Source organism: Rothia sp. HMSC069C10 (assembly GCF_001812205.1).
GTDB classification, from domain to species: Bacteria; Actinomycetota; Actinomycetes; order Actinomycetales; family Micrococcaceae; genus Rothia; species Rothia mucilaginosa.
In genome coordinates this window covers 224,683-240,948 of the sequence record NZ_KV808297.1, presented here as the reverse complement: position 1 = coordinate 240,948, position 16,266 = coordinate 224,683, and the positions used below count along the sequence as shown (strand labels likewise).

General features: G+C 61.0%; 10 protein-coding genes and 2 tRNA genes. 4 read left to right on the top strand and 8 right to left on the bottom strand.

All coding sequences use genetic code 11. From position 1 onward, the window contains the following. Positions 1-76: 76 nt before the first annotated feature. The 3 genes from HMPREF2842_RS03220 to HMPREF2842_RS03210 all read left to right on the top strand — a co-directional run bounded on the left by HMPREF2842_RS03220 (position 77) and on the right by HMPREF2842_RS03210 (position 6,227). Positions 77-1,282: an exonuclease SbcCD subunit D gene (locus HMPREF2842_RS03220; protein ID WP_246823165.1), complete on the top strand. Its 1,206-nt coding sequence runs from the start codon at positions 77-79 to the stop codon at positions 1,280-1,282. After that, positions 1,279-4,572: an AAA family ATPase gene (locus HMPREF2842_RS03215; RefSeq protein ID WP_070642692.1), complete on the top strand. Its 3,294-nt coding sequence runs from the start codon at positions 1,279-1,281 to the stop codon at positions 4,570-4,572. Before HMPREF2842_RS03220 ends, HMPREF2842_RS03215 begins: the two co-directional genes overlap by 4 nt. A 65-nt stretch (positions 4,573-4,637) precedes the next feature. Next, entirely contained in the window at positions 4,638-6,227 is a 1,590-nt protein-coding gene (locus HMPREF2842_RS03210) for an MFS transporter (RefSeq protein ID WP_246823164.1), read from the top strand. Positions 6,228-6,420: 193 nt separating this feature from the next. Here HMPREF2842_RS03210 and HMPREF2842_RS03205 read toward each other — a convergent pair whose 3' ends face one another. The 8 genes from HMPREF2842_RS03205 to bcp form a co-directional block, all read right to left on the bottom strand. After that, positions 6,421-7,068, bottom strand: coding sequence for an MBL fold metallo-hydrolase (locus HMPREF2842_RS03205; protein ID WP_049352549.1), 648 nt, complete (start codon positions 7,066-7,068; stop codon positions 6,421-6,423). Between the two features lie 9 nt (positions 7,069-7,077). Then, on the bottom strand, positions 7,078-8,169 hold the full coding sequence (locus HMPREF2842_RS03200) for an S-(hydroxymethyl)mycothiol dehydrogenase (RefSeq protein WP_005505506.1): 1,092 nt from the start codon (positions 8,167-8,169) through the stop codon (positions 7,078-7,080). A 184-nt stretch (positions 8,170-8,353) separates the two neighbouring features. After that, positions 8,354-9,373 carry an alpha/beta fold hydrolase gene (locus HMPREF2842_RS03195; RefSeq protein ID WP_049327723.1) on the bottom strand — a complete coding sequence of 340 codons (1,020 nt, stop codon included), beginning with the start codon at positions 9,371-9,373 and terminating at the stop codon, positions 8,354-8,356. Positions 9,374-9,446: 73 nt separating this feature from the next. Beyond that, entirely contained in the window at positions 9,447-10,814 is a 1,368-nt protein-coding gene (locus HMPREF2842_RS03190; protein WP_070642689.1) for a YihY/virulence factor BrkB family protein, read from the bottom strand. Between the two features lie 261 nt (positions 10,815-11,075). After that, positions 11,076-12,557 carry a malate:quinone oxidoreductase gene (locus HMPREF2842_RS03185; protein ID WP_070642687.1) on the bottom strand — a complete coding sequence of 494 codons (1,482 nt, stop codon included), beginning with the start codon at positions 12,555-12,557 and terminating at the stop codon, positions 11,076-11,078. A 210-nt stretch (positions 12,558-12,767) separates the two neighbouring features. Further along, positions 12,768-14,936, bottom strand: a complete 2,169-nt coding sequence (locus tag HMPREF2842_RS03180) for an ABC transporter substrate-binding protein (RefSeq protein WP_070642684.1) — start codon at positions 14,934-14,936, stop codon at positions 12,768-12,770. A gap of 149 nt (positions 14,937-15,085) precedes the next feature. Further along, positions 15,086-15,167: transfer RNA gene (locus HMPREF2842_RS03175), tRNA-Leu, on the bottom strand. Positions 15,168-15,352: 185 nt separating this feature from the next. Beyond that, a complete protein-coding gene (gene bcp, locus HMPREF2842_RS03170) occupies positions 15,353-15,829 on the bottom strand; it encodes a thioredoxin-dependent thiol peroxidase (protein ID WP_005508643.1) in 477 nt (158 codons plus the stop codon). Positions 15,830-16,050: 221 nt separating this feature from the next. Here bcp and HMPREF2842_RS03165 point away from each other — a divergent pair. Further along, positions 16,051-16,123, top strand: a tRNA-Lys gene (locus tag HMPREF2842_RS03165). Positions 16,124-16,266: the final 143 nt, after the last annotated feature.

Below are 16,266 nucleotides of genomic sequence, written 5' to 3'. Positions count from 1 at the left end.
GGAGCCCCCGCTCCGCATGAGCACCTACGCAGTGGTGGGTTCCGACCCCTGAATGACGAACTGCGAGGCGCAAAACATGACGCAGTGCCATACTGAAACCATGAAGATTCTGCACACCTCCGACTGGCACCTCGGCCGCACCTTCCACCGCAGCCCCCTCACCCGCGAACACCAGCAGTTCATCGACGAACTGCTCAACTACGTGCACGCCGAAGGTATCGACACCCTCCTCATCAGCGGTGACGTCTACGACAGCACCATCCCCACCGCCGAAAGCACCACCCTGCTCGACCAGGCACTCACCCGCCTCATGCGCGCTGGCGTGCACGTCATCCTCAGCTCCGGCAACCACGACTCCTTCCGCCGCCTCAGCTACGGCGCCGCGTTCTTCGAAGCCTCCGGCGTGCACCTGCGCACCAGCCTCGAAGACGCCACCCGCCCCGTCGAACTCACCGACGGCACCTTGCGCGTACACGTCTACGCCATCCCCTACCTCGCGCCGCGCCTCCATGCCACCGCCCTCGGTGTAGATCCCACCCACCAGGCGGTCCTCGGCGCCGTCACCAACGCCATCCGCGCCGACGCCGCAGAACGACGCGCCCGCGGCGAAGGTGCCGACCGCATCATCGTCATGAGCCACGCAACCGTCAGCGACACCACCGGCAGCGCAGACACCACACCCCGCAGCGACTCCGAACGCGACATCAGCGTCGGCGGTATCGACTGGGTACCCGCCTCCCTCTTCGACGGCTTCGACTACGTAGCCCTCGGCCACATCCACAAGCGCTACCCCGTCACCCACACCATCCGCTACAGCGGCTCCCCGCTCGGCTTCTCATTCAGCGAAGAACACAACCGCAACGGCGCCTACCTCATCGAACTCAACCCCGGCGAAGAACCCACCATCAGCAGCCACGAATGGGCAACCCGTGTACACATGAAAACCCTGCGCGGCACCATGGAGCAGCTACTCAACGCCCCAGAAAACAGCCCCTACGAGCAGGGCTACTACTGCCGCATCGAACTCACCGACGAAACCCTACCCGTCGGTGCCGTCGACCGCCTGCGCAGCCGCTACGAAACCATCTCCCACTTCAGCTACCGCAGCACCCAACCCGCCGCCGACAAACCCGCCGCCGCACAACCCACCCGCGACGCCGACCCCGTCGACACCTTCGACCAATTCCACCAATACGTACGCAACCGCCCCCTCACCAGCGAAGAACGCGACGTCATCACCACCCTCAGCGACCACATCAAAAGCCACAAGGACAACGCATGATCCTGCACACCCTCGAATTCGAAGCCTTCATGGCATACCCCAAGCGCCAAGAAATCAACTTCGACACCCTCAACAGCGCCGGCGTATTCCTGCTCAACGGCCCCACCGGCGCCGGTAAAACCACCATCCTCGACGCCATCTGCTACGCCCTCTACGGCGAAACCAGCAGCGACCGCGAATCCGCCAAACTGCACTCCACCTACGCGGCACACAGCGGCACCAAACCGCGCGTGCTGCTCGACGTGACCCTCCACGGCAAGCGCCTGCGCATCGACCGCACCCCCGCCTACAACAAGCCCATCACCCGCGGCGCCCGCAAAGGCCAGATGCGCGAAGAAAGCGCCAAAGCAACCCTCGCCGAACTCGCACCCGGCGCCGACCCCGCCGACGAAAAAGCCTGGACCCCCATCTCCAGCAGCGTCGCCGAAGTCAACCGCACCATCGCCGAACGCACCCACCTGACCAAAGAACAATTCCTCAAAGTCGTACTCCTGCCGCAGGGTCAGTTCGCGCAATTCCTCAAGTCCAAGCCCAAAGAACGCAAAGAACTGCTCAAAAAGATGTTCCCCGTCGAACACTACGAACAGCTCTTCGCCGCACTCACCGAAGAAGCGAAAACCGCCCAGCAGGAAGTCGCCCAGGACGAAAACACCCAGCGCGGCTACCTTGAACGTGCCCGCGTAGAAATGCTCGCCCTGCAGGCGCTACTGGATGTTGCGGATCCGGACGCTGAAGATGCTGCAGGGGAGGGCTCCGCTACCGAAGACCCTGTGGAGGCGGAGACTTCCGAACAGCTCACCGCTGAGAGCGTCACTGCCGAGAATGTCACTGCCGAAACCCTCGACGCATGGGTCGCCGGCGGAGTAGAACGCGCCCGCGAAACCTCCGCACGCGAAAAGCAGGAGCAGCAGCGCCTCACCGACGAAGCCGACCGGAACACCCGCCTGCTCGCCGAACGCGCCCAGCTGCAGGCCGACTGGCGCGAATACGAGCAGCTCTGCGAGCGCCGCACCCGCCTGACCGTACGCGCCGACGAGCACAAGGCGCAGCGTGAAGAGCTGGCGCAGGCACGTGCCGCCGCGCCCCTGCACGCACAGTACGCGCAGGTCCATGCCGAATCGCAGGCGCTCGCCGCCCGCCAGCAGGAGCAGGCGGCCTGTGCATCCGCGCTGGATGAGACTGGTCGCGCCCTGCTTGCGGCACTCCGCGATGAGGAAACCTCGGCAGAGGTCATCTTCCCCGAAGAGACCACCTTCGCCGCACTCCCGGATTTCGAGCCCGCCGAGCAGGAAACCCAGCTCGAGGCGCTCCTTGACACCCTGCGCGCCCTGCAGAAGAAGGACGCGCAGCTGACCGACGAGGAAGCCGCCGCAGCCGCCCTGCTGAAGCAGGCTAACGCCCTCGAGAAGGACAAGTCGCGTGCCGAAAAGACGCTGAACGACCTCACCGCCCAGGCCGAGCAGCTCGCCGAAGAACTCGCCGGCTACAGCACCGCCGACGAGGAGCGTACCCTCGCCGCGCACCTGGTCACCGAGGCGCAGCAGAAGCACGATGCAGCCCAGCAGATGCAGCAGAAGCTGGATGCCGCCTCCGCCGCGGTTGCTGCGGCCCAGAAGCAGAGCAAGCGCACCGCCACCGCCGAGCAGAAGGCGCAGGAAAAGTGGCAGGCTTCGGCTCAGCAGGCGCTCGCCGCCACGGAGGAGTTCAAGAACCTGCAGGTGCTGCGCCTCGCCCAGGCCTCGTCTCTGCTGGCGCGTGAGCTCAAGGACGGCGAACCCTGCGCGGTCTGCGGTTCAGTGGAGCACCCCGCTCCGGCGCGGATTGCCGAGGGCGAGCAGCTGGTTGAGCGTGCCGACCTGGACGCCGCCAAGGAGCGTGAAGACAAGGCACACAAGCAGGCGCGTACCCACGAACTGGCTAAGGATCGGGCGACCAAGGCACATCAGGAAGCCTCCGAGGCGCTTGCCGCCGCCCGCACCCAGTACGAGACCCTGGTGGCTCAGGGCGAGTGCGATGTTGAGCAGACTGCCGCCCAGCTGCAGCAGGCGCAGACCCGCCTCGCGCAGGCTCAGTCGCGCGTGACCGCGCGTGACGGCGTGCTGGTGAAGGTTGAGCGGGTGCGTGCCGAGCAGCAGAAGGCTCAGGAGGCGCTACGCACCATCGAGAGCGCGGCGGTTGAGGCTCAGACTCGTCACCGTGATGCTGCGGCGCGCTGTGAGGCGGCTGCGGCTGAGTTGGCGCCTGCTCGTGCAGCGGTGGGTTTTGCGCAACGTGTTGAGGCTGTTGAGGGTTACCGTGTGGCGCATCAGCGTCTTGCTCGTGCAGTGTTGCTGTTGGGGCAGGCGCGTGAGCGTCATGCTTTGGCGGCGGCGCAGGCTGAGCGTTTGCTGGCTGAGTCTTCGTTTGAGAGCGCTGAGCTGGTGCAGGCGGCGGTGCGCACCCCCGAGCGTGTTGATGCCCTGGAGCAGGCTGTTGCCGCGTATGAGTTGGAGCATGCCCGCCTCCTTGAGGGCTTTGGTCGTGAGGCGATTGTTGCGGTGGCGGCGCGTGCCGCCGCTGGTGAGCAGGCGCCGGATGATCTGCAGGGTGTGCGTGAGCAGGTTGAGCAGTTGCGTGCGGCGGCGCACCGTTTGACTCTTCGTGAGGGTGAGCGGGAGAGCATGCTGCGTTCTTTGCATGTGCTGCGTGGCGAGTATGCGGCGTTCCGTGCGAAGACGGCGCAGCGTTATGACCGTGCGCAGATGTTGGCGAACCTGGCGGCGGCTGCCCGCGGTGACACGCTGGGCGGCTATGAGCACCAGGTTGACCTGGTGAGTTACGTGCTGGGTGCCGAGTTTGAGCGGATTCTGCACTCGGCGTCACTGCACCTGGATCGCATGAGTGAGGGCCGCTACGGCATGGTGTTCAGCGATCACCGTGCGAAGGGTAGCCGTTCCGGCGGCGGCCTGAACCTGGAGATTACCGACACCTGGACGGGCGAGCCGCGTGAGGCGTCGTCGCTGTCCGGTGGTGAGTCGTTCTTGGCGTCGCTGTCGTTGGCGTTGGGTCTGGCTGAGGTTGTGCAGGCGAATAACGGCGGTATCGAGCTGGATACCCTGTTCATTGATGAGGGTTTTGGCACGTTGGACGCCGAAACCTTGGACATGGTGATGGGCACGATCGAATCTCTGCGTGATAGCGGCCGCACTATTGGCCTGATTTCGCATGTGGAGGAGATGAAGAACCGTATTCCCGCCCAGATTGTGGTTGAAAAGGGTCAGAACGGCTCGTCGGTGAGGGTAAACTCCTAGTAGGCATAAATTCGCTTCCGGGCTGCTGTTGTGGCATGTCCGGCGGCTTATTCGTGAAAGAGATGATGACCTCGACACCTCAGGACAGGGACCCGAACTCAACGTATCGTGTGGAACCTTCGGCTGATGCGCGCGCTAACGCATCCGCGCCGGAGGTTCCTCCGCGCACCATGAAGGTGGCACCCGCCTCCGATTCGCCGGATAAGTCGTGTGCTTCGGGCACGGGTATTCCAACGGTTCCGGGTACGTCCTTGACGGATGTGGTGCGCAGTAACGACCACGTGTTGCAGGAGTTGCCTCCGCGACCGGTTCCTACTGCGGATGAGGTTAATACGAACGCCTCGGTGCCGGATATTTTGCGTCAGCATTGGGCGTTGTTCCTGCGTAACGGTAAGGAGCAGCGTTACCATCTGCGCGGTGTGCTCCGTGATGAGGGCTTTGCCCGTAATGTGTTGACGATTCTGTTCCATATTCCGGCGGCTTCTTCGGCGTTTGCGCTGTATATTCTGTTGGCGAGCCACCTGGGTAGTGTGCATGATGGCGGCTATGCGGTGGCGGCGTTTGCTGGCGCGTATTCGGTGCAGATTATGCTCGGCCCGATGCTGGTGCGTGCCCTGGGTTTGAGGGCGTTGCTGGCGATTACGTCGGTGCTGAATATTGCTGCGGTGCTGAATATGCTGGTCATTGGTTGGCGTTTGACGGTTGACCCGAATAACGTGAGTACGACATACCATGCGCTCTCTTGCGTGGCGATGGGTTTTACGACTCCGCCGTGGACGCCGTTTGCGTTGGAGTCGCTGTACCGCCGCAACTATAAGTACAGTGATGTTCGCTTGTCGACAGCTGTTTCTTGGGGGACGACGGCGAACCTGTCGATGTACCCGCTGGCTGCTCTGCTGGTGCGGCTGGGCGATGCGTACCTCACCCCGAATCATGAGTATGCGGGCTTCTGGATCACGATGATTCTGGATGCGCTACTGTTCATTGTGGTTCTGGCCGCGCCGATGTGGCTGCCGGATATTTCGCGTATTCGCATGTCTCCGCCGAAGAATCTGGTCCGTCCGAATAAGCAGACGGTGGTGTTGATTCTTGGTCTGGTGCTGCTGGGTGCGTGTATGGGCGCGGTCGGTTCGGGTCTGCTGGGCTTCTCGCTGATTCACGGTTCGATGAACCTGTTCATGGCGATGGTTGCGACCGGTACCGGCGCGATGGTGCTTGTGTCTTTCCCCGTGGTTTTGGGTGCCCGTTCGGTGAACCCGTGGCATGGTTGGTTGGTGAGCGGCGTTCTGCTGATTATGGGTGCCCTGTATTTGCCGGCGAGTGATGATACGTCCACGATTTTCTATGCGTTGGTGCTGTGTGGTGCGGTGCTGGGTGTGGCGTTTGGCGGTCATGAGCTGTGGCTGAACCGTTCGCTCAAGCATATTCCTGATGCGCAGGCGAGCTTCTTTACCCGCTCGATGCTGGGTATTGGTCTTGCGATGGGTAGTATGTGGGGCGGCTATATGGGTGACGCTCCGTATTACCGTAATGCGTTTATGGTGCCGGTGATTATTGCGACGCTGTATTTTGCGTTGGGTCATTTGTACGGCTACTTGTGGCGTGAGGAGCATGAGGAGCAGTTGGCTCCTTTGGCTGAGACGGAACGCGGCTAGTTTGGGTTGCTGCTAGTTCCTTGCCGGTAGCTTGAGCGTGATGAGCGCGCGATAAAAGGCGGATGACCCGCCACCTTCTGCAGGTGGTGGGGCATCCGCCTTTTGTGTACCGTGCTCGGTTTGTGGTGAGCCTCGGCCTGAGAACCTCGGTGTGAGAGCCTCAGCCTGTGAACTTCAGCGTGAGGCTGCCGGTTTAGTGGCCGCGCTTGATCCATGCCGGAAGCTCGGGTGCTTCCAGGCCGATGCCGGTGCTGTCGCCGTGGCCGGTGAGGACCGCGGTGGACTCGGGCAGGGTCAGCAGGCGGGTCGAGATCGACTCGATGATGGTGTCGAAATCGCTGTAGGAGCGTCCGGTTGCGCCGGGGCCGCCGTTGAAGAGGGTGTCGCCGGAGAAGACGACGCCTTCGCTGTTCTCCCAGCTGAGGGTGGGTGCGTAGAAGCACACGGAGCCGGGGGAGTGGCCGGGGGTGGCGAGGACCTTCAGTTCGGTGTCGCCGATGCGCAGTATATCGCCGTCAGCGAGTTCGTGGTCGAAGTCCCAGGAAGGGTACACCATTTCCCAGAGCACACGGTCTGCGGGGTTCAGGTAGACGGGTGCGCCGAAGCGTTCTGCCGCCTCCTTGGCGCTGCGGATGTGGTCGTCGTGGGCGTGGGTCAGCAGGATCTTCTCCACGGTGCGGCCTGCGACAGTGCGGGAAATCTTGTCGACGTCGTGGGCGGGGTCAATGATGATCACGGAGGAGTCATTGCCGATGATCCAGACGTTGTTGTCGACGTCCCAGCAACCGCCGTCCAACGAGAAGGTGCCGGAGGTGACGACTCGTTCAATACGTTCGCTCACGCTACGCTCCTAGAGTTCCACGACCGAGCGCAGCACGCGGCCGGTCTTCATGGTTTCGAATGCTTCGTTGACGTCTTCGAGGCGGATGCGCTCGGAGACGAAGCCGTCCAGGTCGAGGCGGCCGAGCAGGTACTGGTCCACGAATTCGGGGAAGTCGCGGGAGGGCAGGGTGTCGCCGTACCATGCGCTCTTGATGGAGCCGCCGCGGCCGAACACCTCATCCAGCGGGATGTCCCAGGTGGTGCCGGGTGCGGGCACGCCGACGAGGACGACGCGGCCAGCCAGGTCGCGTGCTTCGAATGCCTGCTTGAAGGTGGGGGCGATGCCGACAGCGTCGATGACGAGGTCTGCACCGAAGCCGCCGGTGAGTTCCTTGATGGCTTCGACGGGGTCGACCTTGGAGGAGTTCACGGTGTGGGTTGCGCCGTGTTCGCGTGCGCGTGCCAGCTTATCCTCGTCGATGTCGACGGCGATGATGGTGGTTGCGCCACCGAGCTGTGCGCCTGCGATTGCTGCGGTGCCGACGCCGCCACAGCCGATGACTGCCACGGACTCGCCGCGCTTGAGCTCACCGGTGTTCAGCACAGCGCCCAGACCTGCGGTGACGCCGCAGCCGAGCAGACCGATGGCTGCGTACTGTTCGGGGCTGATGTCAGCGGTGATCTTGGTGCACTGGCCAGCTGCGACGAGGGTCTTCTCAGCGAAGGAGCCGATACCCAGTGCGGGGGTGAGTTCGGTACCGTCCTCGAGGGTCATCTTCTGGGTTGCGTTGTGGGTTGCGAAGCAGTACTGCGGCTGGCCCTTGCGGCATGCGCGGCATTCGCCGCAGACGGCACGCCAGTTGAGGATGACCAGGTCGCCGGGGGCGATGTCGGTGACGTCATCGCCGACAGCCTCAACGATACCTGCGGACTCGTGGCCGAGCAGGTAGGGGAAGTCCTGGCCGACGCCGCCGGTGACGTAGTGGTGGTCGGTCTGGCAGACACCGCAGGTGAGGACCTTGACGAGTGCTTCTCCCTTGCCGGGGTCGGGTACGTTGATGGTGGTGACGGTGACGGGCGCGTCCTGGGCGAGGGCTACGACAGCCTTAACCTTGTGCATGGTGCTCCTTTGCTGAGGCGCGGCTGAGGCTCAACCGCAGATAAAGGTTTTTTGATACGTTCCCATTCTAAGAGCTAAGGCATACCTGATGCACCCCGGGGCTGAGCGTGAAGCCCCCAGGTGAATGTGACGTTTTATGACGTTGTAACTCAACCCGCCCGGAACCCGCGTAGCCTGCGGCTACTTACTCTGCCGCCTCCACCTCTGCTGCGAAGGCGAGCGCGCCGCGTCGGAACGCGCCCGAGGTCAGTGCGTTCACGTGGTCGCGGCCGGGCAGGGAGATGAAACGGTTGAGCGGGTTGTTGCCGCGCACCATGTCGTAGAGTTCGGCGCCGTCTGCGGCGATGGTGTCCGCGTCGCCGAGCACAACCGCAACGGGCGCGTGCGGATGCGCGCCCGGGTGACCGGCAGGTAGGTTCGGGGATCCGGCACGCAGGGCGGGCACGTCGAAGAACGGGCCGAAGGGAATCCGCACGAACTTCAGCAGTGCGTCGGGCTGAATGGGGGAGTTGTCAATAATCGAGGTGAAGGAGGCAATCGCCTCGTCGGTGGAGTCCGCCGCCGGGGTTTCACTATCCGCCGTGACGCTGGTTCCCTCGTGCGCTTCGAGCATGGAACGCAGGGTAATGAGGTGGTCGTGTAGGGGCAGGCCGCCCAGGGTGAGGGACGCGACCGCCTCCGGGTGGGTGAGGGCGAGTTCCCAGCCGACGCGGGCGCCGAAGGAGAAACCGATAACGTGCGCGCGGGGCTCCAGTTCAACGCCGAGGTCGTTCTCGGTGGCGACGGTGCGCAGCAGCTGGGCGAGCAGATTGGTGAACAGGTGCATGGGGGTCAGCGGCTGACCTGCAGCATCGACAGGGGGCACCGAATCGAACGGAATTGTGCGGCTGCGCACGCTCGTGTTGTCGGGGAGCTTGCAGTCGATGGCGTGCATGGATTCGGGGTCTTTGAGGTATTCGTCTGAGTGGTAGGGCAGGGTAACGATCAGCACGGGGTATCCGGCGCGTAGGTATTGGCGGATCCAGCTGGTGCCGCCGTAGAGCTGTTCGCCGCGGGTGGCGAAGCCGTGAATCATGAGGGCGGGGATGCGGCTTTTGAGCTGCTGCGGCTGGTAGAGGGTGTACTCGAGGTCGGGGAGCACGACGGTGGGTGTTGCTGCATTGGGTACAGCAAAGGGCGCGGGAGAGAAATCTGCACTGGTCATATGTCTATCTTAGTGACCAGGGTTTCTGTCCCGCGCCCTTCACACGCATGGTGGGTGAGCGCTCGGCTGCCGCTTAGTTCTTCTGTGCCGCATCGGTTGAGTTATCGGTGCCCGGGTCGAAGAGTGCCTTCTGCTGAGAGTCAGCCTTCGCCTCAGACTCGGTAGCTTCCGCCGTGGCGTCTGCCTTCGCCTGCTTCTGCTGCAGCTGCTCCTTACCGTTTTCGATGCGTTCCTTACCGTCGGCAATGAGCGTGCGAATCATGGTGGTGTTGGTGTCCACCGCCTTCTGCACGCGATCCGCAATGGAGGGGCCCTTCGGCTTGGGGAGCATGCCCTGGCCTGCCGCCTGCTGCTGCAATTCGCGTCCGGCGGACATGAGGCGTTCCTGGCGTGCCTTCAGTGCACGCGATGCGGAGGTGCTGCGCGGCTGCACCTTCAGGTGGCCGTGGTCGTCATCGCCAGCGATAATCTGGCGCATGAGCATGATTTCGGCGTCCAGATGCGCGCCGAAGAGAAGCATATTGTTCATGATCCAGATGAACAGCAGCATCACAATCACACCACCGATCAGGCCGTAGGTGGCGTTGTACTTGCTGAAGTTGTTGGCGTAGAGGGTGAATCCGAAACCGCCCAGGCCCATGCCGAAGAGGGCGAGCGCCGCACCGGGGGAGAGTTTCCACTGTTTGAAGCGGCGCACGTTCGGGGTGGCGGCGTACAGCAGGGTGATGAGCCCGATTGCCATGAACAGGATGAGGACCCAGCGGCCGTTGAGCCAGATGAGCTTGATGAGCTCCATATTGACGGTTTCGGGTACGTACTGACCGACCATGTCCAGGACGGTTACGCCCAGCAGCATCATGAGCATCATGAGTACCACGAGGATGATGAGCACGGCGGTGACGAACACGTTGATGGGTTTGAGTATCCAGCCGGGGCGGCCTTCACGCACGTTGTAGACCGTGTTGAGAGCTCGGCCGAAGGATCCGGTGTACCCGGAGGCGGACCAGAGCGCACTGAGGATACCGGTCAACAGCACCAGGCCTGCGCCATGGTCGCCGGTAATCTGCTTGATGGGGTCTTCCATAATGGCGTACATCTGGGCGGGCGCGTTGTCTTTGAGGAAGGCGAGGATGACGGCGGCGCTTTCCTCACCGTGACCGAATACGCCCAGTAGGGAGACGATCGCCAGCAGGGCGGGGAAGATGGACAGCACGGTGAAGTAGGTGAGTGCTGCCGCCATGTCGGTGCCGCCGTTTGCGCCGAATTTGTAGATGGCACGGCGCAGAATGTAGAGAATGCTGCCCTTGGGGAAGTCGCGCAGTTTCACGCTTGCGTACTTGGGGGCTGCGGGCTTCTTCTTACGGGAGAAGAGTCCGCGTCGAGCTCCGGCGGGTACCTGGGTTGAGGAGGTGTCCGTGGAAGAGCCGGTGTGTGCAGCCAATGGGGCTCCTTGAATGATGGGGTGTACACAGTGGTGCGCCTATGAGCTTCAGTGTGTGGGCGCACAGAAGGGGCGAGGAGAACAATGAGCTGTCCTTCCCGCCCCTGCGGTGACATTATAGGGTTTTATGACCCTCCCATATTTTTCTGCGAGTGCAGATAGTTAACCTGTTGGTCAGCTAGAGAGGGTAACCGCCCCGAAAAGCCTCAAACAAGGCTTGTCAGCTTGGGTTTAAAGCTACCTGCTGAGCCTAACTGAAAACTAGTTGTGAATACCCAGAACCTTAGCAGTGTGAGCCATAACCTCATCAGCCAGATCCGGGTTGTCGTTGAGCTTCACACCGTAACCGGGGATGAGCTCCTTCAGGCGGGGCTCCCAGCCGGACATCTTGGCGGGGAAGCACTGCTTGAGCAGGTTCAGCATAATCGGAGCCGCAGTAGAAGCACCGGGGGATGCGCCCAGCAGAGCCGCGATGGAGCCGTCCGCTGCGGAGACAACCTCGGTACCAAACTGCAGGATGCCGCCCTTCTTTGCGTCCTTCTTCATAATCTGAACGCGCTGGCCAGCCTCGATGAGCTCCCACTCTCCGCCAACAGCCTCGGGGTAGTACTGGTACAGCGACTCGAGGCGTGCATTCTTGTCCTTGACCAGCTCGGAGAGCAGGTACTTGACCAGGGAGAGGTTGTCGATGCCTGCGCGGGTCATCGGGTAGATGTTGTGCGGGCGCAGGGACAGCGGCAGGTCCAGCAGGGAGCCCTGCTTCAGGAAGTTGGTCTTGAAGCCAGCGTAGGGACCGAACATGAGGGCGCGCTTGCCGTCCACGTAGCGGGTGTCCAGGTGCGGCACGGACATGGGAGGTGCGCCCACCGAAGCCTGACCGTACACCTTAGCGTTGTGCTGGTTTGCGGTTGCCTCGTGGGTGTTGCGCAGGAACAGGCCGGAGACGGGGAAGCCGCCGTAGCCCTTACCCTCTTCAATGCCGGACTTCTGCAGCAGGTGCAGAGCGCCACCGCCGGCACCCAGGAAGACGAACTTCGCGTTGATGCTCAGAGGCTCATCCTTGTTGATGCGGTTAATCGCCTGAACCTGCCAGGAGCCGTTTGACTCGCGGTTCAGGTTGGTGACCTGGTAGCCGTAGCGAACCTCAACACCCTTGGTTTGCAGGTAATCGACCAGCTGCTCGGTGAGGGAGCCGAAGTTCACGTCGGTACCTTCGGGGGACCAGGTTGCAGCCATCGGCTCGTTACCCTTGCGGCCCTTGACGGTCAGCGGTGCCCATTCGCCAATCTTCTCGCGCTCGGTGGAGAACTGCATACGCTCGAAGAGCTTCTCCTTGCGGAAAGAATCGTAGCGCGCAGCCAGGTACTTGGAGTGGTCTTCGCCGAAGACCAGGGACATGTGGGGGACCGGGTTGATGAAGCTGGTGTCAGTCAGAATATTCTTCTCAGCCAGGGATGCCCAGAACTGGCGGGAAACCTGGAACTGCTCGTTAATGTTCAGCGCTTTGGCAGCGGAGACAGTACCGTCGGGACCAGCGGGGGCGTAGTTGAGCTCGCACAGTGCCGAGTGGCCGGTACCTGCGTTATTCCAGGGGTTGGAGGATTCCTGAGCAACCTTGTCGAGGCGTTCGAGTAGGATAATATTCCAGGTCGGTTCGAGCTCCTTGAGGAACACGCCGAGGGTGGCGCTCATGATGCCGCCGCCGACCAGGACGACGTCGGTTCGTTCAGTACGTGCTACCACTGAGTTCTCCCTTAGGGTGAGGGTGCCCATCCTCGGGCACAATGACTGTGGGGTACATCATCTAGCCTACTCCTTTTAGCGGGGGAGGCATAGCTAGAATCAGCAAATAACAGGAGAGTGTTGCAGTTCACACGTTAGCTTCCCCGGAGGGTAGAAACCCTCCAGGGCACGCCAAACACACACGCAACGCAACACTCAAACCTGAACTGCCTACAACTTACGCAGCTTACCGAACAGCTCAATCGCATTCTGCTCCGTCTGATAGCCCTGAACCTCACGGCTCACCGCCACCTTAGACGTCACATTCAGCAACGGAACCGCCGGCATGAACTGACCCAACTGAGACACAACCTTCGCGTACAACTCGCGCTGCGAATCCACCGAATCGGCAGAGTCCGCGGTACGAATCGCCTCCAAAATCTCAGTAAAACGAGGCGACGGCGCCACCGCCACAGCAGTAGGCGACGGCGAAGGTGACGCCGACGGGCTCGGCGAAGCAGAAGCCGAAGCCTCCTCCTCAGGCATCAACGGGTCCGGCGAATAACTCGGCTGCGGGCTCGGAGTCGCAGAAATCCGCACATTCGAATTCGCACCACCCGACGACGGCACATCAGAACTCTTCTTCGTCAAACCAGTCGTCATATCCGACGGCGCATTAGCAATCAACGAACGCACCTGATGCTCAGCAATCAGCGGCGCCAACACCGGACCAAAGAACGCATACGGGTCACGGTACATGCCGTAGAAACCCGCCAAGGTAATACCGCGCTCAGAAGAAACCTCACGGCTCTTCGACAGATACTCAGACCACGGCAGAGGCACCGGCTTAATATTCAGGCCCACCTCAATCAGCGAAGCCACCATCTCCGAATACACCTTCTGCGGAGTATCCATCCACGGCAGAGACACATCGGCAGGGTAGTAGCACTCAATCACCTGATTGTCGTACCCAGCAGTCGCCAACAGCGAGCGCGCCATATCCTGATTGCGGTCCGTGTAATCCTTCGCATCATCAGCCTTAATGCGGAACGACGGCGAAATCAGCGTCTGCGCATCCGAGGTGCCCTGCGGATAATACTGACGCAACGCACCGCGATCCACAGCATGCGAAATAGCGCGACGCACCGAAATATTCTTCAACACCGGATGCGCCGTATTCAAACCCAAATACACCAGCGAGAACGGGTCACGGCCCGGCGTCTGATAGCCATCACGCGCCAACTGGCCCAGATCAGAAGAATTCACCTGATCACACGCATCAATGTGACCCTCCATCAGTGCAAAATAACGCTTATCCGACGAAGTGAGGGTCGAAATCTGAATCTCATCCAGCTCAGGTGCCTGACCATCAAAATGGGTATTCTTCAGCAAGCGAACCGTGCCGGCCTCGAATGACTCCACACGGAACGCACCCGTACCCACCGGGTTACCCGTCAGCTTCTGATCCGCACCAAACAGCGAAGGATCAATAATGCCAAATGCCTGCTGCGTCAAAATACGCGGGAACGCCAGAGAAGGACGCGACAGGGTCACCACCACAGAGTTACCCTTCGCCACCACCGACGAAACCAGCGGCAAGAACGACTGCACCGCAAATGACTGGGCGGCATCTGCCTTCTTGCTGCTCTTCTTATCATCCGGCTGAGTAGCAGCATGAGCACCCGCAGAAGCCGATGCAGAAGCCGACGCGCTCGGGGTAGCAGTTGCGGAAGCAGACGGGGAAGCACTTGCAGAAGCAGACGGAGTCGTCGCACCCGACGGAGACGCCTGAACAGGCGCAGGCTCCACCGCCGAAGGATCAATAGAACCCGGCTTCGGCACACCAAAACCCCACGCAAACAAAGGCTGAGCAGGCACCGCATGAGCAGCAGTACCCTCACCCGTAGCCAACGCCTGCCACCTCTGGAAATTCTGCACCACAGCATCCGCAGTCAACGCAGAACCGTTACTAAAATGCGCCTCACGCAACACAAACGTATGCACCAAGCGGTCATCAGAAACCGTCCACTCACTACACAACGAATCCTGAACCTCAGGATCACCCGTGTAATGATTCGCCACCAACAACGTCTGCAAAACCTGCGCCGTCACCTGATACGTACTCGCCACAGGAAACAACGCCGGGTCCAAACCCAACGGCGCCGCACCCTGCGCAAAACGAAACACACGACGCGCATCAGCAGACGACGCGCTCGCCGAAGAACCAGCCGACGAACCAGCAGAAGATTGACCAGAACACGCAGAAAGCGCCAAACCAGCACTAAAAAGCGCGCCAAAACGCAAAACGGCACGTCGACTCAAGCCACTCGAGCCGGCAGTGGCTCGCAGCAGCGCATCAGAATTGCCAACAGCTGATGATGCATAAGGCTGATGCTGCACGGGAGGGTCCTCTCTTCCGTCGCGGATGCTTATCTCTCAGGATAACGGTTCAACACCCAACCGGGCGAGACACACCCACCCCGGCAAGGCGCATACAAGAGAACCCGCCGCCACGAAAACCGTGACGGCGGGCCCAATGTGAATGTGTGTGCGCGAGGGGGGACTTGAACCCCCACGCCATAAGGCACAGGAACCTAAATCCTGCGTGTCTGCCAATTTCACCACTCGCGCGTAGTGTCACCCCACATCCGAAGATGCATGCGTCTGAGGCAACAAAAAATTAGTGTACACCAGGAACCAAGGTTCTCCAAGCCTTAAAAGAAGCCCCCATGGGGCAAAAAGCCCGCAAACACGCCGAGCAGCAGCCCCTCAAGAAGCAGCAGAACAGCGATACGCAAACCCCAGAAAACGTGACCCTACTTCGGGTCAATACCCAAATCACGACGCAACTTCGCCACATGACCCGTCGCACGCACATTGTACTGAGCCACAGAAATAACACCCTGCTCATCAATCACAAACGTCGAACGAATCAGGCCCTCATACACCTTGCCGTAATTCTTCTTCTCACCCCACGCACCATACGCCTCAGCCACAGCATGATCAGCATCAGACAGCAGCGGGAACGTCAACGACTCCTTCTCCACAAAACGAGCAATAGCCGCCGGCGAATCCGGAGAAACACCCAACACCACGTAACCCAACGACTTCAACGACGCCAAATTATCGCGGAAATCGCACGCCTCCTTAGTGCAACCCGGAGTCGAAGCCTTCGGGTAAAAATACAAAATCACCTTGCTACCCGCATAATCACTCAGACTGTGCTCCTTACCCGACGCATCAGCAAGGGTAAAAGCAGGTGCCGGGGTGCCCGGCTCAAGACGAACGCTCATCAATAACTCCTCAAAACATCAATAGAAATCAGCAGGGGAGCGGCGGATGCGCTCCACACAGTACCAAGGGCGGACGCGCCCCATGCAATACACACAGTCTAGTGTCCCACACACCCCACCCAAACAATGTGTCCAGGTTCACCACAAATCAACTTGCGTACACCACAAAAACTCGCGTATAGTATTTTTCTGTTGCAAGGGAAACCTTGAAAAACAAACAAGCGCCTCTAGCTCAATTGGCAGAGCAATTGACTCTTAATCAATGGGTTCTGGGTTCGAGTCCCAGGGGGCGCACTTCACAGAAAATCCCGCTGATTCTTAGGAATCGGCGGGATTTTTGCGTTCCCTGAATAAATACAGTTTTTGGGCTTGAGGAGCTTGTATCCGGCTTTGTCTCTGATGATGCGCGCCGCATGTTTCCTCCGCGCCTACGCAGG